The sequence below is a fragment of the Antarctobacter albus genome (assembly GCF_900101505.1).
In the GTDB taxonomy this organism is placed as follows: Bacteria; Pseudomonadota; Alphaproteobacteria; order Rhodobacterales; family Rhodobacteraceae; genus Antarctobacter; species Antarctobacter albus.
This window is the reverse complement of the sequence record NZ_FMZI01000001.1, coordinates 437,076-457,304: the sequence shown is the minus strand read 5'-3', so window position 1 is coordinate 457,304 and position 20,229 is coordinate 437,076. Positions and strand designations below refer to the sequence as shown.

The following is a 20,229-nucleotide window of genomic DNA, read 5'->3' as shown; positions in this document are numbered from 1 at the left end:
TCCTCAGCTACACCCGCTCGTCGCGCCGCAGGTGTTGCACTTCATGCAGGTGCCGTTGCGCACCAGCGTGTAGTTGCCGCATTCGCCGCAGGCTTCGCCTTCGTAGCCCTGCATCTTGGCCTTGGTGACCGCCGTCATGGCCATCGCCGAGGAGGCAGAGCCGCCGGACTTCGGCCCTGCCGCCGTGGCGGGCACAAGGCTGCGCAGCACCTGGTCGGGGTCGGTGCCCGCTTCCAGCGCCACAGTCGCCTGACCGCCTTGCAGGACAATCAGTTCCTGCGGCAGACGCTTGCGCAGGTAGCCGGTCGAGCTGATCTGCTTCAGCACTTCCAGGCTGCGGCTGGCTGCGGTTTCCGACAGTTCCTTGACGTTGGACACGCCTTCTTCCTCGCCCCGGCCAAGGTCGTCAAAGCTGGCGCCCTCGGGTTTGACATGGGCCAGGTCGGTGCGGTCCAGGTAGGACACGGCCAGTTCGCGGAAGATGTAATCGAGGATCGAGGTCGCGTTCTTGATCGAATCATTGCCCTGCACCATGCCCGCCGGTTCGAACTTGGTGAAGGTGAAGGCATCGACGAATTCCTCCAGCGGCACACCGTATTGCAGGCCGACCGAAACGGCGATGGCGAAGTTGTTCATCATCGCACGGAAGCCGGCGCCTTCCTTGTGCATGTCGATGAAGATCTCGCCAAGGTTGCCGTCCTCGTATTCACCGGTGCGCAGGTAGACCTTGTGCCCGCCGACGATGGCCTTTTGGGTATAACCCTTGCGGCGTTCCGGCATCTTGGTGCGGCCGGCGCGGGCCACTTCCTTGATCACGACCTTTTCGACGATCTTCTCGGCCAGAACCTGCGCCTTTTCGTGCTGCGATCCGCTTTCCAGGATCTCGGCAGCCTCGTCGTCGTCCTCGACCAGCGCGGCCGCCAGCGGCTGCGACAGTTTCGAACCGTCACGGTAGAGCGCGTTGGCCTTCACCCCCAGCGACCAGCTGAGTTCATAGGCCTTCTGGCAGTCCTCGATGGTCGCATCGTTGGGCATGTTGATCGTCTTCGAGATCGCGCCCGAGATGAAGGACTGCGCCGCCGCCATCATGGTGATGTGGCTGTCGACCGAGAGGAAGCGCTTGCCCTTCTTGCCGCAGGGGTTGGCGCAGTCGAAGACCTTGAGGTGTTCCTCTTTCAGGTGCGGCGCCCCTTCCAGGGTCATGGTCCCGCAGACGTGGTCGTTCGCCGCGTCGATGTCGGCCTTGGAGAAGCCCAGGTGCCGCAGCAGGTCAAAGCTGGGATCGACCAGTTTTTCCGCCGGGATGCCCAGCACGTCGCGGCAGAACTCCTCGCCCAGCGTCCACTGGTTGAAAACGAAGCGGATGTCGAAGGCCGAGGCCAGCGCACTTTCCACCTTCTCGATCTGTGCCGGGCCGAACCCGTGGCCGACCAGCGCGGTGTGGTTGATGCCGGGCGCATTGCCCAGCGTCTGGTGGCCCACAGCGTAAGAGATGATCTCTTCGATCTGGCTGGAAGTATAGCCGAGGTTGTCCAGCGCACCAGGCACCGAGCGGTTGATGATCTTGAAGTAGCCGCCACCGGCGAGCTTCTTGAACTTCACCAGGGCAAAGTCGGGTTCGATGCCGGTGGTGTCGCAGTCCATGACCAGGCCGATGGTGCCGGTCGGCGCGATGACCGAGACCTGCGCGTTCCGATAGCCGTGCTTCTCGCCAAGGCTAAAGGCCTCGTCCCAGGCCGACATGGCCAGGTGCACCAGCGCCTCGTCCGGGCAATTCACCAGGTCCAGCGGGACCGGCTTCACCGCCAGGTTGTCATAGCCTTCCGAGGCGCCGTAGGCGGCGTTGCGGTGGTTCTTGATGACGCGCAGCATGTGATCGCGGTTGCGGGCATAGCCCGGGAAGGCCCCCAGCTCACCGGCGATTTCCGCCGAGGTTGCGTAGGACGTGCCGGTCATGATGGCTGTCAGCGCCCCGCAGAGCGCGCGGCCCTCGTCCGAGTCGTAGCCGTAACCCATGTTCATCAGCAGACCGCCGATGTTGGCATAGCCCAGGCCCAGCGTCCGGAAGTCATACGACAGCTGTGCGATTTCCTTGGACGGGAACTGTGCCATCAGGACGGAGATTTCCAGCGTCAGCGTCCAGAGGCGCGTCGCGTGGATATAGCTTTCGGCGTCGAAACGGCCGTCCTTGAGGAAGGTCAGCAGGTTCATCGAGGCCAGGTTGCAGGCCGTGTCGTCAAGGAACATGTACTCGGAACAGGGATTCGAGCCACGGATCGCGCCGTCTTCGGGGCATGTGTGCCAGGCGTTGACGGTGTCGTGGAACTGGATGCCCGGATCGGCACAGGCCCAGGCAGCGTGGCCGACCTGTTCCCAGAGGTCGCGCGCCTTGACGGTCTTGGCGACCTTGCCGTCGGTGCGGCGGATCAGTTCCCAGTCGGTGTCATCCTTGACCGCCTTCAGGAAAGCATCGGTGACGCGGATCGAATTGTTGGAATTCTGGCCCGAGACCGAGGCATAGGCTTCGGAGTCCCAATCCGTGTCATAGGTCGGGAACTCGATCGAGGCATAGCCCTGGCGTGCGTAGTCGAGCACGCGCTTGATATAGGTCTCGGGGATCATGGCGCCCTTGGCCGCGCGTATGGCCGCCTTCAGGGTCTCGTTGCTCTTGGGATCATATGCGTCGGCCTCTGCCCCGTCCCACGCGCGGATCGCGTCGAAGATCCCGTTCAGCATCTTTTCGTGCATCTTCGAGCCGGCGACGATGCTCGCCACCTTCTGCTCTTCGCGCACTTTCCAGTTGATGAACTCTTCGATGTCGGGGTGATCGGCGTCGCAAATCACCATCTTCGCTGCTCGACGGGTCGTTCCGCCGGATTTGATCGAGCCCGCGGCGCGGTCACCGATCTTGAGGAACCCCATCAGGCCGGAGGACTTGCCTCCGCCTGACAGCGCCTCGCCCTCGGCACGCAGGGAGGAGAAGTTCGTGCCGGTGCCAGAACCGTACTTGAACAGGCGCGCCTCGCGCACCCACAGATCCATGATACCACCTTCGTTCACCAGGTCGTCCTGAACCGACTGGATAAAGCAGGCGTGCGGCTGCGGATGCTCATAAGCCGATTTCGACTTCACCAACTTGCCGGTTTTGTAATCGACGTAGAAATGGCCCTGGCTGGGACCGTCGATGCCATAGGCCCAGTGCAGGCCGGTGTTGAACCACTGCGGGCTGTTCGGCGCGGCCATCTGGGTGGCCAGCATGAAACGCATCTCGTCGAAATAGGCCTGGGCGTCTTCCTCGGTGGTAAAGTATCCACCCTTCCAGCCCCAGTAGGTCCAGGCACCGGCCAGGCGGTCAAAGACCTGGCGTGCGCTGGTTTCGCCGGTGCGGGGCGTGTCCTTGGACGCCGGGACCGAGCGCCACAGGAATTCGGGCACGCCCTCTTCGGCGACGCGCTTCAGCTCGGTCGGCACGCCGGCCTTGCGAAAGTACTTCTGGGCGATGACGTCGCTGGCCACCTGGCTCCACCCTGCGGGCACTTCCAGCTGGTCGAGCGCAAAGACGGTGGTGCCGTCAGGGTTACGGATTTCCGACTTGGTGGTGACAAAGTCGACTTCGGCGCAAGCGTCCTGACCGGCCTTGGTGAATTTGCGTTCGATTTTCATCCCAGCTGCCCTTAAAGAGTGTCCCGTTATTTTCGTGCCGGTCGGTAAGGCAAAGGACAAAAGCACCCTCCCGCGGTTGCCACGCGGGCCGAGGTCCATGCCTCGTGTGAGTGTATGTTGTGCTTGTCTGTCCCTTGCCGCCGCCCACTATATCTAGTGGTTGTCCCGACCGGCCTGCACAAAATGGCCCCGACGGACCAGAGTCGTCAACGCGTTTTTTTACGATATCTACATATATTTTGTGTTGACCAAACGGCACCCCACTAGGAGCGGTATGAGGCTCCCGATTCATCCCGGATCTGTTAATAATTTCAGCTTTCTCGCAAACCTTGGAAATACAAAGAGAGACGGCGGTTTATGCACAGATGCTTGTGGATAACTTCAGGAATGGCGGCCCGAACGGTTAATCTTTGTTAACTTGCCGGAGGCTTGCCGATGTTGCACCTCGAACACGCGCAACCCTCCAATTCGGGGAAAAGCGCCCCTGCCCCACCACATCTAGTGTGGTGACCGATTCTTTGGCAGAGGGCATGAAAAAGCGCCCGGACCGCGGGCCCGGACGCTTGTGATCATCGGATCGCGCGATGGTCAGACCAGGATCATCTCGCTCGAGACCTGACCCAGCTGCGTATCTTCCAGCGTGACGGTCACGTCCTGATCCATGAAGACGACGTCGTCCCCCTGCTGCATCATCTGCGCGATGGCCGCATCCGCATCGGCATAGCCGAAGGCCGTGAAGTCCAGCATGTCCCAGGATTCAAGGTCGGTCACGATATGGCTGCTGCCCGTGTCGGTGCCAAAGACGAAGGTGTCGGACAGATAGCCACCCGACAGGGTGTTCGTGCCCCCGTTGCCGGCTATCACGTCGTTGGTGCCCTGGGCATCGACCCAGTCTTGCATGTCCGAGGCACTGCGCATCTGCATCTCGGGGCTTTCCGAGAAACCCAGCAGGACCTCGGCCCGGGACGCACCGGCATCCAGCTTGCCGACCCAATGCGCCAGGCCACCGGGATCGGCCCCGCGATCCAGCGTGTTCTGGTACATCGCGCGGACGAAATCCTCGTTTGTGCCGCCACCGAAGACGTCGTTGAACTCCGGCGAATTGGCGAAGCCGTTTGCCGCTGCACTCAGGTTGAACGATTCCGTACCGATCCCGGTCGCCCAGGATTCAAAGCCCGGACCGTCCGGGTCGCGATCGAACGCGGTGACATAGAGGCGATAGATCTGGCCGGTGATCCCCTCGATGTCGCCGGTGAACATGCCATCGCCATAGATCATGTCATCGCCGCCACCGCCGCCGATGTTGTCCGCGCCCATGTTGCCGAACAACATGTCGTCGCCCCCGGCCCCACGCAGGATGTCGTCGCCGCCGTCACCATAGGCCACGTCGGCCATGATCCCGGTCTGGGCATTGGGCAGTCCCTGGTCGCTGTCTGACCAGGACCCGGTGTGGATCTCGTCGTTGCCCGCGCCACCGTGGATCGTGTCCATGCCGTCGGCCATCGCGTCAAAGGTCGAGCCGGTCGCCGCTGCGGTGCGGCTGTCGTCGTCGCCGGTCAGGATCTCATCGCCGGCACCGCCCATGATCATGTCGTTGCCGGCGCCCCCCGCGATGCCGCCGTCATATTGGGCCAGCGTCAGGCCACCCGAGGCGCCCGCATCTGCGGCGTTCGGGGCGTTGACGTCCATCTGGCCCGAATCCAGCATGTCGTTGCCGCCGTTGCCCTCGAGGATGTCGGCCCCCAGGCCACCCATCAGCGAGTCATTGTCCGCACCGCCCGTGATCGTGTCGTCGCCCGCAAGCCCGTCGACCATGTCATCCCCGGGTCCCGCGTCGAACATGTCGGGATTCGGGGTCAGCACGACCGTGTCGCTTGCCGTCTCGCGGTGCTCTGCCAGGACGGCAAACGCCTCTTCGCGGGTGGCAACCTCGATACTCCCGGCCGCAGCGGGCAGGATGCCGATATAGCCGTTCTCACCACCTGCGACCTCACCGCCCGTGCCCGTGCCGATGCCATCGGGAATCTCGACCCCGTGCAGCACGATCTCGCGCAGTTCCAGCGGCATCAGGTCGGATGCAAAGTAGTCGGTCATCGTGACCGGGCTGAAGAAATTGCTGTTGTCGCCAAGGTCATAGCTCTGGACGAACGAGATCCGCCCCGAGGCGTCGGCCATCGGCATCATGCCGTCCATCGACAGCGGCAGGATCACGTCGCCGTATTTGCTCACCCCCTCCAGAACCTCGACCATGCCGTCGCGGTCCAAGTCGTCGGCAATGGTCGGCGCCACGGAATCAATCGGCGTGCCGTTCTCGTCGAACAGACCGTGGATGTGCTGTGCGTGCGTCTGCGACGGTGTCAGCCCGGTGGCCGAGATCGCGACGTTCAGATAGGTCGAACCATCGTCGTCGGTGACCATCGCCAGCACTGCGGTGCCCTGCACACCGGAACTGTTCAGCGCGCCCAGATCAACGGTCCAGAAGGCATCTGCCTGGTCCAGAAACGTTTCGAATGAATCGTAATTAGAGGCCAAATGGGCCATGAAAACTTCCTCCTGTCGCTTGTCGCGTGCTCGTAGCCACGTCTCAGGAATCGGAAAGTTTCAAAGGGTCCCGAAAAATCAGGCCACTCCATGCCGCATGCGCTTCAGGGGCGGCGGTATGCGCTACGAAACACCTTCAAGAAGGTGTTTCTAAACAGTCTCTTGCAGGAAAATGGTCGGGGCGGCGAGATTCGAACTCACGACCTTCTGTACCCAAAACAGACGCGCTACCAGGCTGCGCTACGCCCCGACGGTCCGTGCGGTCTAGCCGCACGAGACGGGCTTGAAAAGCCCTTTTGACAGATCAGCAGGGCCAGGCGGCGCGGCGGATCGCCGGGTGGCGCATTTGCGCCCCTTCCTTGATCCCCAGCATCCGGGCATAGCCGCCGTTGATCTCGAGCACGAACTGAACCTGCTCGCCTCCGGGGATGGAGGTTTCGTCATGCGGCTTGGCATTCGCATGGACGTGGACCACCACGCCCTGGCTGTCGGCAAAGATGATGTCGAGCGGGATAAAAGTGTTCTTCATCCAGAACGCCACCGGCTGCGGCGCCGGGTAGATGAACAGCATGCCCTTGCTTGCCGGCATGGATTTGACGTTCATCAACCCCTGCGCCCGGCTGTCGGGCGTGTCCGCCACGTCCACGTTGAAACGGGCCAGGGCATGACCGCCGCGCACATAAAGAGTGTCCTCGCGGCATTCTCCGACGCGGTTGTCGGGGTCGCTCACCTTGGTCGGTTCGGGCGCGGCATCGGCCAGCGGTTCGTCGCCGATCGGCAGGATCGGATTGATCAACGGCGGCTTTTCGTCAGACGGTTCCTGCGCCGGTTCGGGCTCGCGCGCCTCTTCGGCGGGGTCCGCGGGATCGGGCGTCACCCGCGCCACGGGTTCGCTTTCCTCCGGAGCATCCGGACCGGGATCCAGCACGGGGACCTCGGCCACCGGATCTGCCGGGGTCGGGCCGTCCTCGACCGGGGCGGTGTCCGGGGCCGCATCAACGGGTGCCTGGGCCGCCAGTGGCGGAGGCGCCGTTTCCTGTTCCAGAATGACAGAGCCTTCGTCCTGGCTCCAGACCGGCCACGCAACCAACGTGGCAACCAAACTCAACGCGACAAGGCGCTTTCCCATGCGTTCACTTCCATCGCCATGCGTCCGCGCTTGCCCTCGACCACGCGGATCGCAAGGGCTTCGCCCGGTTGCAGATCCGCGAGGCCCGACCGGCGCAGGACCTCGATATGAATGAACACATCTTCCGGTTTTCCGAAGACATTTGCAAACCCGAAACCCTTGGCCTTGTCGAACCACTTGACACGCGCCGGTTCCAGCGTTGCCTGGGCCATGACCTCGGGGGCGAGTTGTTCGAAATCCGCAAGCGGCGCGCTTTCCGGGGCCTCCGGCGGTTCCACCTTCAGCACCTGCGTCGCCTGAACACCCCTGTCGGTGCGTTGGACCGTGATTTCTATGCGCGCACCATCGGCGACGGAACTCTGTCCGAAGTTCCGCAGAACATTCGCGTGCAACAAAATATCCGGACCACCCGAGTCCGAAATGACAAATCCGAAGCCTTTGACGGGATCAAACCATTTCACCCGTCCGGAGACCGCTTCGTTTTCCGTGTCCTCTCGTGTCAACGTCGTTCCCGATTGTACCATCTTATCCCCATCCGACCTCTTGAAACAAAGCCCGCGGACAGCGCAAGCCCGGGGAAATGACCTTTTTTGTGTCAGATAGGCTAACGGCGCCCCTTGAAAACCTAGTGTACAGGCCTGTTTTTCTACCTGTTTTCAGTATGCTTCACGGGTTGAGACGGTCAACAGTCCAAGGGGCGGACATATCCTTTCGCGCCCAACGAAACCTGTCGTGGAGGCGAAATGCGCCATCTGCCCAGAATTCGATCTCCACGGGCCGAATCCGGTAACCGCCCCAGAACGGCGGGCGCGGCGGGTTGGCGCCATGCCGGGCCGTGACGCGGGCCACCTCGGCCATCAGCGCCGTGCGACTGTCCAGCGGGCGGCTTTGACGGCTGGCCCAGGCGCCAAGACGGCTCTTGATCGAGCGCGAGGCATAATACTCATCCGCCTGCGGCCCCTCTTCCTTTTCGACAAGGCCACGGACACGGACCTGGCGGCGCAGGGATTTCCAGTGCATGACGAAGGCCGCTTTGCCCGCCTGGTCGATCTCGCCGGCCTTGGCGCTTTCGTAGTTGGTATAGAAGACGAAGGCATCCGCCTCGATCTCCTTGAGCAGGACCATGCGCGCATTGGGCAGACCATCGGCATCGACAGTCGACAGCGCGATGGCGTTGGGATCGTTGATCTCCTTGGCCTCGGCCTCTGCCAGCCAGTTGCGGGCGATCTGAAAAGGGTCGTCGCCTGCGAAAATCCCGCTGCGGTCGCTCATCGTCATGGTCTCCTTCTGTCCGTTTCGGGCCGGACGCGCCGGGAATGTGACCTGTGTCGCGCCGGATGCAAGCCCTGTTTTGGACACACGGCAGGCTTGATGGTCCCGGACCGATCGCCTAAAGGTCGCTCCATCGACGATCTGGCGGAAAGGGCGCTCATGTCAAACCAGTTGATGGCGGGAAAACGCGGTCTGATCATGGGCCTGGCCAATGACAAATCCATTGCCTGGGGCATCGCCAAGGCCTGCGCCGACGCCGGCGCAGATCTGGCCTTTTCCTACCAGGGTGAGGCGCTGAAGAAGCGTGTCGATCCGCTGGCCGGGCAACTGGGCTCGGACATCGTTCTGCCCTGCGACGTCAGCGACGAGGCCTCGATCGACGGGCTGTTCGACGCGTTGAAAGAGCGCTGGGGCGGTCTCGATTTCATCGTTCACGCGATCGGCTTTTCGGACAAGTCGGAACTGCGCGGTCGGTATGTCGACACGTCAAAAGACAACTTCACCATGACAATGGACATCTCGGTCTACAGCTTCACCAGCGTGATGCAACGGGCCGAGAAGATGATGACCAAGGGCGGCAGCGCCGTGACGCTGACCTATTACGGCGCCGAACGCATCATGCCGCATTACAATGTCATGGGCGTGGCCAAGGCCGCGCTGGAGGCGTCGGTGCGCTACCTGGCCGAGGACCTGGGCAAGGACGGCATCCGCGTCAACGCCATCAGCGCCGGGCCGATCAAGACGCTGGCCGCCAGCGGCATCGGAGATTTCCGCTACATCATGAAGTGGAACGAGTACAACTCGCCCCTGCGCCGCAACGTAACCATTCAGGACGTGGGCAATTCCGCGCTCTACCTGCTGTCCGACCTGGGCGCGGGCGTGACCGGAGAGACGCATCACGTCGACGCGGGCTATCATGTCGTCGGCATGAAGGCGGTCGACGCGCCGGACATCACCAAGGGCTGAGCGCCCTGCCCGTCTGACGGACAGGATCGCAACGAAATCCGGCCCCGGCCTGCGCGCCGGGGCCTCTTCGTTTGACATCGGCACCGTGCTCTGACGTTCTGATCCCGTGCCGCGAAGGAGCCGCCACCATGACCTGGACACATCTGCTTGCCTTCAACCTGACCCTTCTGGCCGCGATGGCCGCGCCGGGGCCTGCGCTGCTTTATGCGTTGCGCCAGTCGATTGCGGGCGGGTTCCGCACAGGCTTTGCCACCGGCATTGGCCTTGGCCTGATGGCCGCTTGCTGGACCGGGGCCGCGCTGTTGGGGCTGGAGGTGATCTTTTCGCTCTTTCCCTTTGCCTATGGCGCCATGAAATTGGCGGGCGCACTTTATCTCATGTGGATTGCCTGGGGCCTTTGGCGCGATGCGCGCAAGCCCGTGTCCGACAGCGCACGCCCCGGCGCCAATGCCTTTCTGGGCGGGTTGCTGGTGAACCTGCTGAACCCGAAATCAGTGCTTTTCGCGGCCTCCGTGCTGGTGGTGATCTTTCCCGCCGACATGGGGCTCGGGGTCAAGGCGCTGATCGTGGCCAACCATTTCCTTGTCGAAGTCACGGTCTACGGGCTGTTTGCCGCCCTCTTGTCGACCGCGCCTGCCCGCGCCGGCTACCTGCGGGCCAAGCCGGTGATCGACAGGGTCGCGGCGGCCCTGCTGGGGGCGCTGGGGCTGCGGCTCTTGCTGTCGCGGTAACGAGCGCTTGCCCCGTGCTGTGCCGCTGACGTATAGGCTCTGTCCACAGCGCTTGCCGAGGAGATTGCCATGACCGACCGCCTGCCACACGAAAAAGGCTTCCACGTCAGCTGGGACCAGCTGCACCGGGATGCGCGGGCACTGGCCTGGCGGCTCCAGGGACAGGGGCCGGACAATGGTTACTGGAAGGCGGTTGTGGCGATCACCCGAGGCGGCATGGCGCCCGCGATGATCGTGGCGCGTGAGCTGGACATCCGCACCGTCGATACGATCAGCGTCAAGAGCTATCACTCGGGCGGCGGCAAGGCCGATCAGCGGCGCGAGGCGCAGGTTCTGAAATCCCCGGATGCGGCGCTGGTGGGTGAAGGCGAAGGCGTGTTGATCATCGACGACCTGGTCGACAGCGGCAAGACGCTGGAACTGGTGCGCAGCCTGTACCCCAAGGCGCATGTGGCAACGGTCTATGCCAAGCCGCAGGGCCGCCCGCAGGTCGATACCTTCATCACCGAGGTCAGCCAGGACACCTGGATCTTCTTCCCCTGGGACATGGCACTGCAATACGTCAAACCCTATCGCGGCGACGATTGACGGCGTGATCCAAAGGCGCGCCTGACGGCGCCCTCTCACTCTTGGGGGCAGGCCCCCAAACCCCCGGCGAGGGCGCTGCCCTCGCGCTCCCGAGGTATTTTCAAACCCAAAGAAACGATTGGTTGGAGCAAGCCGATGGTCACGCGCACTGAGGCAACCTTTTTTCCGCCCATCCCGGCGGCGCAGCGCTGGCTGAAAGGGGTGGATTTTCCGGCGGACCGGCCCCTGATCAACCTCAGCCAGGCCGCGCCGGCAGATCCGCCGCCCGCGCCAATGCGCGCAGCGATGGCAGAGATGCTGGAAGACCCGGCCAGCCACCTCTACGGTCCGGTTCTGGGCCTGCCCGCGCTGCGCGAGGCGCTGGCCGCGGACTGGGCACGGCGATATGGCGGCACGGTCGCGTCGGCGCAGGTCGGCATCACGGCAGGCTGCAACCAGGCCTTTGCGGCGACCATCGCAGCCACTTGCGGCGAGGGCGACGAGGTGATCCTGCCCGTGCCGTGGTACTTCAATCACAAGATGTGGCTGGACATGACCGGGGTGCACGCGGTGCCCCTGACCTGTGGTGCGACCCTCGTCCCCGACCCGGAGGACGCGCGCGCACTGATCACGCCGCATACCCGGGCCATCGTGCTTGTCAGCCCCAACAATCCCTGCGGCGTGGAATACCCGGCGGAGGTGCTGGAAGGGTTTCATGACCTCTGCGCCGAGGCCGGTATCCGCCTGATTGTCGATGAGACCTATCGCGATTTCGACTCGCGCAGGGGTGCCCCGCATGCCTTGCTGACCCGCGCGGACTGGGACCGGACACTGGTACAGCTCTACAGTTTTTCCAAGGCCTACCGGCTGACCGGCCATCGCGTCGGCGCGGTCATCGGCCAGCCGGAGTTGCTGCACCAGATCGAGAAGTTCCAGGACACGGTGGCGATCTGCGCCCCCTCTCTTGGACAGCGTGCCGCGCTCTGGGGGCTGGAGAACCTGGACCAGTGGAAGGCCGAACAGCGCGAGGAGATCCTGGACCGCCGCGCCGCGATCGAGGAACATTTTGCACCGCTGGCCGCGCGCGGCTGGCGGCTTCTGGGCTGCGGCGCGTATTTTGCCTATATCGAACATCCCTTTGCCGAAGGCTCTGCCACGCTGGCACCCCGGCTGGTGCGCGAGGTGGGCGTTCTGATCCTGCCGGCGACGATGTTCACCCCCGAGGGCGATCCCAGCGGCGACCGGCAGTTCCGGGTTGCCTTTGCCAATACCGACCGCGCGGGGATCGCCGAGTTCGCGCGCAGGCTGGCGCAGGTCGACGGGCCTCTTGCAGCCCCCGGGGGAGCCGCATAGACAGGGGCAAACCGACAGCGGGAGGTCGAGATGGCGGACAAGAAGAGCGGCGTGGCAAAGTACCTGGTCTGGGGTCTGCTGGGGCTCTTGCTGCTGGGCCTGGGCGGTTTCGGCGCCACCAACTTCTCGGGCACAGTGCGGTCGATCGGCAAGGTTGGCGAGGCCGAGATCTCGACCAATGACTATTTCAGGTCGCTGCAGAACGAGATCCGCAACATCCAGCAGCAGAGCGGACAGGCGCTGTCCTTCCAGCAGGCGCAAAGCCTGGGCCTGACACAGCAGGTTCTGAGCCAGCTGGTCGTCACCGCCGCGCTGGAGAACGAGGCCGACACGCTGGGCCTGTCCATCGGGGACACGCGCCTGGCCGAGGACCTGCGCCAGATCCGCGCCTTTCAGGCCGTGGACGGCAGTTTCAACCGCGAAGCCTACAAGTTGACGCTGGAAAACGCGGGCCTCAAGGAACGCGAGTTCGAGGAAAAGCTGCGCAACGAAAGCGCCAGTTCGCTGCTGCAGAGCGCCGTTCTGGCCGGCATCCGCCTGCCCGATGCCTATGTCGACACTCTGATCGGCTATACCGCCGAACGCCGCAGCATCACCTGGGCCGTCGTCGGTGAAAGCCAGCTGGACCTCGGCGTCACCACGCCGACCGAAGAGATCCTGCGCGCGCACTACGATGACAACATCGACAAGTTCACCCGCCCCGAGACCAAGCGCCTGACCTACGCCTGGGTGACGCCCGAGATGCTGGTCGACAGCGTCGAGGTGGACGAGGACAGCCTGCGCGCCGCCTATGACGAGCGCAAGGACGAGTTCGACCTGCCCGAGCGGCGTCTCGTGGAGCGTCTCGTCTTCAACGACACTGCCGCCGCAGAGGCCGCCCTGGCCCGCATCACCTCGGGTGAGATCGGTTTTGGCGACCTCGTGGATGAACGTGGTCTTGCGCTGGAAGACACCGACATGGGCGATGTCACACGCGCCGACCTGCGCGACGCGGCGGACGCGGTCTTTGACGGTTCCGTCGGCCAGGTCGTCGGCCCCGCACCGACGCCTCTTGGCCCGGCCCTGTTCCGGATCAACGCCGTCTTGCCGGCGCAGCTGACCTCATTCGAGGATGCGGTTCCCGGATTGCGCGGCGAACTGGCGCTGGACCGGGCCCGCCGCGTGATCGACGCGCAGGCACAAGGCTATGACGATGAACTGGCCGCGGGCCTCACGCTCGAGGAACTGGCGGCAACCACCGATCTTGACCTGGGACAGATCGGCTGGACCGGCGACAACGACGAGGGCATCGCGGGTTACCCTGCCTTCCGCGACGCGGCAGAGGCGGTGAAGGACGGCGACTACCCGGCCATCGCCACGCTGGGAGACGGCGGTGTCTTTGCCCTGCGTCTGGACGCGATCGAGCCCCCCGCCCCCTACCCCTTCGACGAGGTGCGCGTGCGGGTCGAGGCTGACTGGCGCGAGGCGCAAAAGGCGGATGCGTTGTTGAAACAGGCCGAAGCACTGGCGGGCCAACTGAGCGAAGGCGTCACCTTCGAAGGGCTGAACCTGACGGCCCAGACCGAAGAGGCCCTGACCCGGACCTCTTTCGGCGCTGTGCCGCGTGCAGTGCTGGAGGCTGTCTTTGACATGGAGCCGAACCAGGTCCGGGCCGTCAGCACCGGCGACTCGGCCATCGTGGTCCGGCTGGATGAGATCCTGGATGTTGACCCCGATGACGAACAGGCCAAGCAACTGGCACAGCTGTTCCGCGACCAGGCCGCGCAGGCGGTGGCACAGGACCTGTTCCGCGCCCTCGCCTCGGACATCCAGGACCGCGCCGGCGTGGACCTGGACCAGGCGGCGATCAACGCCGTTCACGCGAACTTCCAGTAGAGACGATGGTACAGCTTATCCCTTCCTTCGACGGCTTCGCCGCTGCCTATGAGGCGGGCCGCAACCAGGTGGTCTATGCCCGCCTGGCCGCCGATCTCGACACACCGGTGTCGCTGATGCTGAAACTGACCGGCGCGGCACGCGATGCCTTCATGCTCGAATCCGTGACCGGCGGAGAGGTGCGCGGGCGCTATTCGATCATCGGGATGAAGCCGGACCTGATCTGGCAATGCCACGGGGACCAGAGCCGCCTGAACCGCATGGCGCGCTTTGATCCCGATGCCTTCGAGCCCCAGCAGGACGACCCGCTAACGGCGCTGCGCGCGCTGCTGGCCGAGAGCCGGATCGACCTTCCGGACGACCTGCCGCAGGCGGCGGCGGGGCTTTTCGGCTACCTGGGCTACGACATGATCCGCCTGGTCGAACACCTTCCGGATGTGAACCCAGATCCGCTGGGCCTGCCCGACGCGCTGCTGATGCGGCCCTCCGTCGTGGCTGTTCTGGACGGCGTCAAGGGCGAGGTAACGGTGGTCTCTCCTGCCTGGGTGCAGGACGGGCTGTCGGCCCGCGCCGCCTATGCGCAGGCCGCCGAACGGGTGATGGACGCGGTGCGCGACCTGGAACGTGCCCTGCCGCAGGCCAGCCGCGACCTGGGCGACGCGGCAGAGCTGGGCGAACCGGTCTCCAACTTTGCCCATGACGCCTATCTGTCAGCGGTCGAGAAGGCCAAGGAGTACATCAAGGCGGGCGACATCTTTCAGGTGGTGCCTTCGCAGCGCTGGACGCAGGATTTCCCCCTGCCGCCGTTTGCGCTTTATCGCTCGCTGAGACGCACCAACCCGTCGCCCTTCATGTTCTACTTCAACTTCGGCGGCTTCCAGGTGATCGGCGCCTCGCCCGAGATCCTCGTTCGGGTCTTCGGCAAAGAGGTCACGATCCGTCCCATCGCGGGCACCCGCCCCCGTGGCGCGACCCCGGCCGAGGACAAGGCGCTGGAGGAGGATCTGCTGGCCGACCAGAAGGAACTGGCCGAACACCTGATGCTGCTGGACCTCGGGCGCAACGACACCGGCAAGGTGTCCAGGATCGGAACCGTCCGACCGACAGAGAAATTCATCATCGAACGCTACAGCCACGTCATGCACATCGTGTCCAACGTGGTCGGTGAACTCTCCGAGGATCAGGACGCGCTGTCGGCCCTGCTGGCCGGACTTCCGGCGGGCACCGTCAGCGGAGCGCCAAAGGTCCGCGCGATGGAGATCATCGACGAACTGGAACCGGAAAAGCGTGGCGTCTACGGCGGTGGTGTCGGCTATTTCAGCGCCGGCGGCGACATGGACATGTGCATCGCCCTGCGCACCGCGCTGGTAAAGGACCGCAAGCTCTACATCCAGGCCGGCGGCGGCGTGGTCTATGACAGCAATCCCGAGGCAGAGTACCAGGAGACGGTTCACAAGTCCAACGCGATCCGGCGCGCGGCGGCGGATGCGGCGCGTTTCACCGGAGACGGAAATGGCTGAAACCGGGCATGGGGGCTCTGCCCCCGGCTCCCTTCGGTCACCTCCCCCGAGGTATTTTGCAAACCAAAGAAGCGCAGTCGCGTACTCCCTCGCCGCGCGAATGAATAACCCCCTGCCGGTATAGACAGGGGGCTTCTTCGGTTTGCGGTCATCGGCTCCTCAGCCTGTACCGCTCCATCACTTTAAGATGGATTGGTTAGCAAGAGATTAAGGTTCTTTGGTTTGCAAAATACCTCGGGGTGAATTGGCCGAAGGGAGCCGGGGGCAGAGCCCCTTCTACCCCGCCGCCTCCTGGCGAATCCGTTCGATCATGGCACGCAGCCCATTTGAACGCTGTGCCGACAGGTGCTCGTGCAGGCCAAGGCGCCCCAGTTCCGCGCGCGCATCCACGGCCGACACATCCGACAGGGGAAGCCCGTCGTACAGCCGATGCAGCAGCGCGATCAGCCCCTTGACGATTAGCGCGTCGCTGTCGCCCTGGAACCGGAACACACCGGCATCGGGCGTCATGTGCAGCCAGACCTGGCTGGCACAGCCCTCGACCTTGGTGGCCGGCACTTTCAGCGCCTCGGGCATCGGCTCCATGTCCTTGCCCATCTCGATCACCATGCGGTAGCGGTCTTCCCAATCTTCCAGGAACTCGAAATCCTCGACGACGTCTTCGAATGCTGCCTGCGCCATTCTGCCCTCCATTTGCCGCAGACCTAGGCAGAGCCGCGGCAAAGGTCCAGCCCCCAACCGGCGGGAGGTTCTTTTCAACGGCGCCGTTCTGCGCTAACCCTCCGGGAAATCTGCTTGGGGGCGTAACATGTTCAAACCGGTATCCAGCCTCGTGCTCGCGGCGATCCTGCTGACCAGCTGCGGCGCAGTGCGCGACAGCCGCCTGAACCCGGTGAACTGGTTCGGGCGCAGCGAGTCGCGTCCCGTGGCCGCCGTCAACGGCGACGTGAACACCTTGATCCCGCGCGGGCGCGAGTCGATCTTCCGCCAGGAAAAGGACACCAGCTATCGCGGGACCGACATGGGCGAGATCACCGAGCTGGTGATCGAACGCCGCCCCGGTGGCGCCATCGTCCGGGCCACCACGGTCGCCGACTACCAGGGTGCCTTCGACGTCAAGCTGGTCAAGATCGACGCGGAAAGCGGCCAGGGCACCCTGACCTATGCCTTTCGCGGATTGCAACCGCGCGCGGCCACGGGACCGGCCCAGTCGCGCACCCATACGGCAGCCATCTGGCTGACCGACAACGAGCTGCTGGACGTGCGCCTGATCCAGGTCAAGGGTCGCCATAACGTGCGCAGCGTGCGCCGCTGAACGGCGCAGCCCGGTCGCACGATGGCGGTCAGAGGTCGATGACCGTGACCGCCTTGCCCTTGGCCCCCAGCGCGATCTGACCGTCACACAGACGCAACGCATCCTCACCGAAGACCTCGCGTCGCCAGCCGGTCAGCGCCGCCACGTCGCGCTGGCCTGCCGCAATGGCATCCAGCTCAGAGGCCGGCGCAATCAGCTTGGACGCGACGCCGTAGCTTTCGGTCTTGGCCTTCAACAGCACACGCAGAAGATCCGAGAGCGCCGGGTTCACTTGCAGTTTCTCGCGGTCGTTCTCGACCTTGGGCAGGTTGTCCTTGGGGCACTCCTGCCCGGCGGCAACGGCCGCAAGGATCCCGTCGGCGATCGCGCCCTTGCGCGCCTCGCGCAGCAGCAGGCGCGACCGGCTGAGGTCGTTCATGTTCTGCGGCTTGGTCGAGGCAAGCTCGACCAGGGCATCGTCCTTGAACACCCGGTTGCGCGGGATGTTGCGTTCCTGTGCATGGGCCTCTCGGAAGGCCGCCAGTTCGCGCACGATCGCCAGGAAACGTGGCGAGTTCGACCGGGTCTTGACCCGTTTCCAGGCATCCTCCGGGTGCGTGACGTAGGTTTGCGGATCCGTCAGCACCGCCAGTTCCTCGGCCACCCAGCGGGCGCGCCCGGTCTCTTCCAGCTTGGCGTTCAGGAATTCGTAGATCTGGCGCAGGTGCGTGACATCCGCCAGCGCGTAGGTCTTTTGCGCATCGGTCAGCGGGCGCCGCGACCAGTCGGTAAAACGCGAGCTCTTGTCGAGCTGCTGCTTGGCGATCCGCTTGACCAGCGTTTCATAGCCGACCTGCTCTCCGAAACCGCAGACCATCGCCGCGACCTGCGTGTCGAAAAGCGGTTCCGGAATCACGCCGTGATCGACGTGGAAGATCTCCAGATCCTGCCGCGCGGCGTGGAAGACCTTGACCACATCCTTGTTCCGGAACAGCGCCATCAGCGGCTCCAGCGAAAGATCCCCCTCGAGCGGATCGACCAGCACCGCATCCGCATCGTCCCGGCCCGGCAAAGCCAGCTGGATCAGGCAGAGTTTGGAGTAATAGGTGCGTTCCCGCAGGAATTCCGTATCCACGGTCACGTAGGGAACAGAGGCAGCTGCCTCGCAGAAGGCCGCCAGCTCTTCCGTCGTCGTCAAGGTTTTCATGCGGGCTCCGGCTGGATGCACGGGCCAGGAAAGGCCCGCTCCGTGAAAGGTCAGGCAAGGTCGTGGCGCCGTTGGCCCCCTTGCGTCCAGCCACCATAGAGCAATCCCCGGGGACATTCAAAGCCCGTCTGGCGCGCCGGAATTCGGATGGCAGCACATAACAAACCGTGATTCCAAACGATCCAAACATTCATTTCAAGAATGTATCTGAAGCGCCTATCTGCCTGTCATCGCACACAGGAGACCGCAGACATGACAACCCTCGACCACCACATCCACCAGGCCGCTCCCCGGTCCGCAAACGCCGAAACCTCGCGCCTGATCGCGATGATCGTCACCCTGGCCGCCCTGACCTTCATGGGGCTGGCGGCATTGACCGCGCCCGCCTCTGCCCCCGACCCGCAAGGATGGCACGGCAATTCCGCGTCCATGCAGCGCCTCGACGGCTAGGCGCCTTTAGGGCAGATCGACGCGCGTCCGGTCCCCGGCGGCAAAGCGGCGCAAGACCGCCGGGTACAACCGGTGTTCCATCTCGAGCACCCGCGCGGCCAACGCCTCGGCACTCTCGCCGGGCAGGATCGGCACCCGGGCCTGCCCCAGGATCGGGCCGTCGTCCAGTTCCGGCGTGACCTCGTGCACGGTACAGCCGGCCTCCGTGTCGCCTGCCTCAATGGCCCGGGCGTGAGTGTTCAGCCCCCGGTATTTCGGCAAGAGCGATGGGTGGATGTTCAGCATCCGCCCTTCCCAGGGCGTCACGAATCCTGCCGTCAGGACGCGCATGAACCCCGCAAGGCACAGGATGTCCGGCTCATGCGGGGCCAGTGCCTCTTGCAGCGCCTCTTCGAAGGCTGTCCGGTCGCCGCCAAAGGGACGGTGATCGACGACAGCCGTCGGCACGCCGCGCTCCGCCGCCTTCCACAGCCCACCGGCATCTGCACGGTTGGACAAGACCAGCACCGGTCGCGCGGGATGGTCGCCGGTCATGCTGTCGACCAGCGTGACCATGTTGGACCCGCCGCCAGAGATGAAGATGGCGACCCGTTTCACCCCAGTGATCCGCTATATGTCACGCCTTCACCGGCGGTGACGCGGCCCAGCCGGTGCACTCGCTCGCCATGTTCGCTCAGCAACGCATCGACGGCATGTTCACTTTCGGGGTCGACGACCAGGATCATGCCGATGCCACAGTTGAAGGTCTTGAGCATTTCGCCCTCTTCAATGCCGCCGATGCCGCGCATCCACTTGAAGAGGTCGGGCAGATCCCATGCGTCCAGGTCGATCTCGGCGCCCAGTCCCTCGGGCAGAACGCGCGGCAGGTTCTCGGTCAGGCCGCCGCCGGTGATATGGGCCAGCGCGCGTACGCCCCCGACCCCGATAGCCGCCAATGCCGGTTTGACGTAAAGCCGGGTCGGCGCCAGCAGCGCCTCACCCAGCGTCGCGTCCCCCCAGGGGCAGGCAGCGTCCCAGCCAAGGCCCGACATCTCGACCAGTTTGCGCACGAGGCTGTAGCCATTGGAATGCACCCCGTCCGAGGCCAGGCCCAACAGGACGTCGCCCTCCTTGACCCCTTCGGGCAACGCCGCGCCCCGTTCCATCGCACCCACGGCAAAACCCGCAAGGTCGAAATCGCCCGCCGGGTACATGCCCGGCATCTCGGCCGTCTCGCCCCCGATCAGGGCGCAGCCAGACCGCACGCAGCCCTCTGCGATGCCTTCGACCACCCGCGCTGCGGTTTCCGTCTCCAGCTTGCCGGTGGCGAAATAGTCGAGGAAGAAAAGCGGCTCCGCCCCCTGGCAGACCAGATCGTTCACGCACATGGCGACAAGATCGATGCCGACGCCGTCCACATGGCCGGTGTCGATCGCGATGCGCAGCTTGGTGCCGACGCCATCGGTCGCCGCCACAAGCACCGGGTCCTCGAAGCCCGCGGCCTTGAGGTCAAAGAGCGCGCCGAAGCCGCCCAGCCCGCTCATCACGCCCGGACGCGTGGTCCGTTTCGCGGCCGGCTTGATCCGTTCGACCAACGCGTTGCCCGCGTCGATATCCACGCCTGCCTGGGCATAGGTCAGCCCGTTCTTGCCATCGCTCATAGGGATCTCCTTCAGGCCCAC

At 64.3% G+C, this 20,229-nt stretch carries 17 protein-coding genes and 1 tRNA gene; 8 read left to right on the top strand and 10 right to left on the bottom strand.

The window, feature by feature from the left end; translation table 11 throughout:
• Window positions 1-3 precede the first annotated feature (3 nt).
• From BLQ71_RS02175 to pdxH, 6 genes are all read right to left on the bottom strand, one after another.
• Complete coding sequence (locus BLQ71_RS02175; RefSeq protein ID WP_074620547.1) at window positions 4-3,663, bottom strand: vitamin B12-dependent ribonucleotide reductase; 3,660 nt, start codon at window positions 3,661-3,663, stop codon at window positions 4-6.
• A gap of 588 nt (window positions 3,664-4,251) precedes the next feature.
• A complete protein-coding gene (locus tag BLQ71_RS02170) occupies window positions 4,252-6,204 on the bottom strand; it encodes a DUF4214 domain-containing protein (protein ID WP_074620546.1) in 1,953 nt (650 codons plus the stop codon).
• A gap of 173 nt (window positions 6,205-6,377) precedes the next feature.
• Window positions 6,378-6,454 (bottom strand) — tRNA-Pro (locus BLQ71_RS02165).
• A 54-nt stretch (window positions 6,455-6,508) separates the two neighbouring features.
• Window positions 6,509-7,333: a DUF192 domain-containing protein gene (locus BLQ71_RS27025; RefSeq protein WP_088702276.1), complete on the bottom strand. Its 825-nt coding sequence runs from the start codon at window positions 7,331-7,333 to the stop codon at window positions 6,509-6,511.
• Window positions 7,309-7,857: a cold-shock protein gene (locus tag BLQ71_RS02155; protein WP_074620545.1), complete on the bottom strand. Its 549-nt coding sequence runs from the start codon at window positions 7,855-7,857 to the stop codon at window positions 7,309-7,311. Before BLQ71_RS02155 ends, BLQ71_RS27025 begins: the two co-directional genes overlap by 25 nt.
• Before the next feature lie 142 nt (window positions 7,858-7,999).
• Window positions 8,000-8,605, bottom strand: a complete 606-nt coding sequence (pdxH, locus tag BLQ71_RS02150) for a pyridoxamine 5'-phosphate oxidase (RefSeq protein WP_069208383.1) — start codon at window positions 8,603-8,605, stop codon at window positions 8,000-8,002.
• A gap of 159 nt (window positions 8,606-8,764) precedes the next feature.
• Here pdxH and fabI point away from each other — a divergent pair, with 159 nt between their 5' ends.
• The 6 genes from fabI (at window position 8,765) to trpE (ending at window position 15,617) form a co-directional block, all read left to right on the top strand.
• Window positions 8,765-9,571 carry an enoyl-ACP reductase FabI gene (gene fabI, locus BLQ71_RS02145; RefSeq protein WP_074620544.1) on the top strand — a complete coding sequence of 269 codons (807 nt, stop codon included), beginning with the start codon at window positions 8,765-8,767 and terminating at the stop codon, window positions 9,569-9,571.
• A 128-nt stretch (window positions 9,572-9,699) separates the two neighbouring features.
• Complete coding sequence (locus BLQ71_RS02140; RefSeq protein ID WP_043138994.1) at window positions 9,700-10,302, top strand: LysE family translocator; 603 nt, start codon at window positions 9,700-9,702, stop codon at window positions 10,300-10,302.
• Between the two features lie 69 nt (window positions 10,303-10,371).
• On the top strand, window positions 10,372-10,890 hold the full coding sequence (gene gpt, locus BLQ71_RS02135) for a xanthine phosphoribosyltransferase (protein WP_043138997.1): 519 nt from the start codon (window positions 10,372-10,374) through the stop codon (window positions 10,888-10,890).
• A gap of 135 nt (window positions 10,891-11,025) precedes the next feature.
• Entirely contained in the window at window positions 11,026-12,222 is a 1,197-nt protein-coding gene (locus BLQ71_RS02130) for an aminotransferase (RefSeq protein WP_074620543.1), read from the top strand.
• Window positions 12,223-12,252: 30 nt separating this feature from the next.
• Window positions 12,253-14,097: a peptidyl-prolyl cis-trans isomerase gene (locus BLQ71_RS02125; RefSeq protein WP_074620542.1), complete on the top strand. Its 1,845-nt coding sequence runs from the start codon at window positions 12,253-12,255 to the stop codon at window positions 14,095-14,097.
• Between the two features lie 5 nt (window positions 14,098-14,102).
• On the top strand, window positions 14,103-15,617 hold the full coding sequence (trpE, locus tag BLQ71_RS02120; protein WP_074620541.1) for an anthranilate synthase component I: 1,515 nt from the start codon (window positions 14,103-14,105) through the stop codon (window positions 15,615-15,617).
• Between the two features lie 276 nt (window positions 15,618-15,893).
• On the opposite strand, the gene BLQ71_RS02115 is transcribed toward trpE, so the two are convergent.
• The gene (locus BLQ71_RS02115) at window positions 15,894-16,298 is read right to left on the bottom strand and encodes a SufE family protein (protein WP_043139007.1); all 405 of its coding nucleotides are present in this window, start codon (window positions 16,296-16,298) and stop codon (window positions 15,894-15,896) included.
• A 127-nt stretch (window positions 16,299-16,425) separates the two neighbouring features.
• Here BLQ71_RS02115 and BLQ71_RS02110 point away from each other — a divergent pair, with 127 nt between their 5' ends.
• The gene (locus BLQ71_RS02110) at window positions 16,426-16,932 is read left to right on the top strand and encodes a hypothetical protein (protein ID WP_043139010.1); all 507 of its coding nucleotides are present in this window, start codon (window positions 16,426-16,428) and stop codon (window positions 16,930-16,932) included.
• Between the two features lie 28 nt (window positions 16,933-16,960).
• On the opposite strand, the gene rnd is transcribed toward BLQ71_RS02110, so the two are convergent.
• Entirely contained in the window at window positions 16,961-18,118 is a 1,158-nt protein-coding gene (gene rnd, locus BLQ71_RS02105; protein WP_074620540.1) for a ribonuclease D, read from the bottom strand.
• Window positions 18,119-18,370: 252 nt separating this feature from the next.
• Between rnd and BLQ71_RS02100 the strand changes: the two genes are divergently transcribed.
• A complete protein-coding gene (locus BLQ71_RS02100; RefSeq protein WP_069208347.1) occupies window positions 18,371-18,568 on the top strand; it encodes a hypothetical protein in 198 nt (65 codons plus the stop codon).
• Between the two features lie 6 nt (window positions 18,569-18,574).
• Here the strand turns inward: BLQ71_RS02100 and purN are convergent, their stop codons facing one another.
• Both purN and purM read right to left on the bottom strand, forming a co-directional pair.
• Window positions 18,575-19,165 (bottom strand): phosphoribosylglycinamide formyltransferase, encoded by a 591-nt coding sequence (gene purN, locus BLQ71_RS02095; protein WP_074620539.1) that lies wholly within the window; start codon window positions 19,163-19,165, stop codon window positions 18,575-18,577.
• The gene (gene purM / locus BLQ71_RS02090; RefSeq protein WP_043139020.1) at window positions 19,162-20,208 is read right to left on the bottom strand and encodes a phosphoribosylformylglycinamidine cyclo-ligase; all 1,047 of its coding nucleotides are present in this window, start codon (window positions 20,206-20,208) and stop codon (window positions 19,162-19,164) included. The genes purN and purM overlap by 4 nt, the downstream gene beginning before the upstream one ends.
• Window positions 20,209-20,229 lie beyond the last annotated feature (21 nt).

Bases quoted from the DNA above. Each gene is read 5' to 3' on its own strand.
- BLQ71_RS02175 (WP_074620547.1), bottom strand. From the start codon at position 3,663: ATGAAAATCGAACGCAAATTCACCAAGGCCGGTCAGGACGCTTGCGCC.
- BLQ71_RS02170 (WP_074620546.1), bottom strand. From the start codon at position 6,204: ATGGCCCATTTGGCCTCTAATTACGATTCATTCGAAACGTTTCTGGAC.
- BLQ71_RS27025 (WP_088702276.1), bottom strand. From the start codon at position 7,333: ATGGGAAAGCGCCTTGTCGCGTTGAGTTTGGTTGCCACGTTGGTTGCG.
- BLQ71_RS02155 (WP_074620545.1), bottom strand. From the start codon at position 7,857: ATGGTACAATCGGGAACGACGTTGACACGAGAGGACACGGAAAACGAA.
- pdxH (WP_069208383.1), bottom strand. From the start codon at position 8,605: ATGAGCGACCGCAGCGGGATTTTCGCAGGCGACGACCCTTTTCAGATC.
- fabI (WP_074620544.1), top strand. From the start codon at position 8,765: ATGTCAAACCAGTTGATGGCGGGAAAACGCGGTCTGATCATGGGCCTG.
- BLQ71_RS02140 (WP_043138994.1), top strand. From the start codon at position 9,700: ATGACCTGGACACATCTGCTTGCCTTCAACCTGACCCTTCTGGCCGCG.
- gpt (WP_043138997.1), top strand. From the start codon at position 10,372: ATGACCGACCGCCTGCCACACGAAAAAGGCTTCCACGTCAGCTGGGAC.
- BLQ71_RS02130 (WP_074620543.1), top strand. From the start codon at position 11,026: ATGGTCACGCGCACTGAGGCAACCTTTTTTCCGCCCATCCCGGCGGCG.
- BLQ71_RS02125 (WP_074620542.1), top strand. From the start codon at position 12,253: ATGGCGGACAAGAAGAGCGGCGTGGCAAAGTACCTGGTCTGGGGTCTG.
- trpE (WP_074620541.1), top strand. From the start codon at position 14,103: ATGGTACAGCTTATCCCTTCCTTCGACGGCTTCGCCGCTGCCTATGAG.
- BLQ71_RS02115 (WP_043139007.1), bottom strand. From the start codon at position 16,298: ATGGCGCAGGCAGCATTCGAAGACGTCGTCGAGGATTTCGAGTTCCTG.
- BLQ71_RS02110 (WP_043139010.1), top strand. From the start codon at position 16,426: ATGTTCAAACCGGTATCCAGCCTCGTGCTCGCGGCGATCCTGCTGACC.
- rnd (WP_074620540.1), bottom strand. From the start codon at position 18,118: ATGAAAACCTTGACGACGACGGAAGAGCTGGCGGCCTTCTGCGAGGCA.
- BLQ71_RS02100 (WP_069208347.1), top strand. From the start codon at position 18,371: ATGACAACCCTCGACCACCACATCCACCAGGCCGCTCCCCGGTCCGCA.
- purM (WP_043139020.1), bottom strand. From the start codon at position 20,208: ATGAGCGATGGCAAGAACGGGCTGACCTATGCCCAGGCAGGCGTGGAT.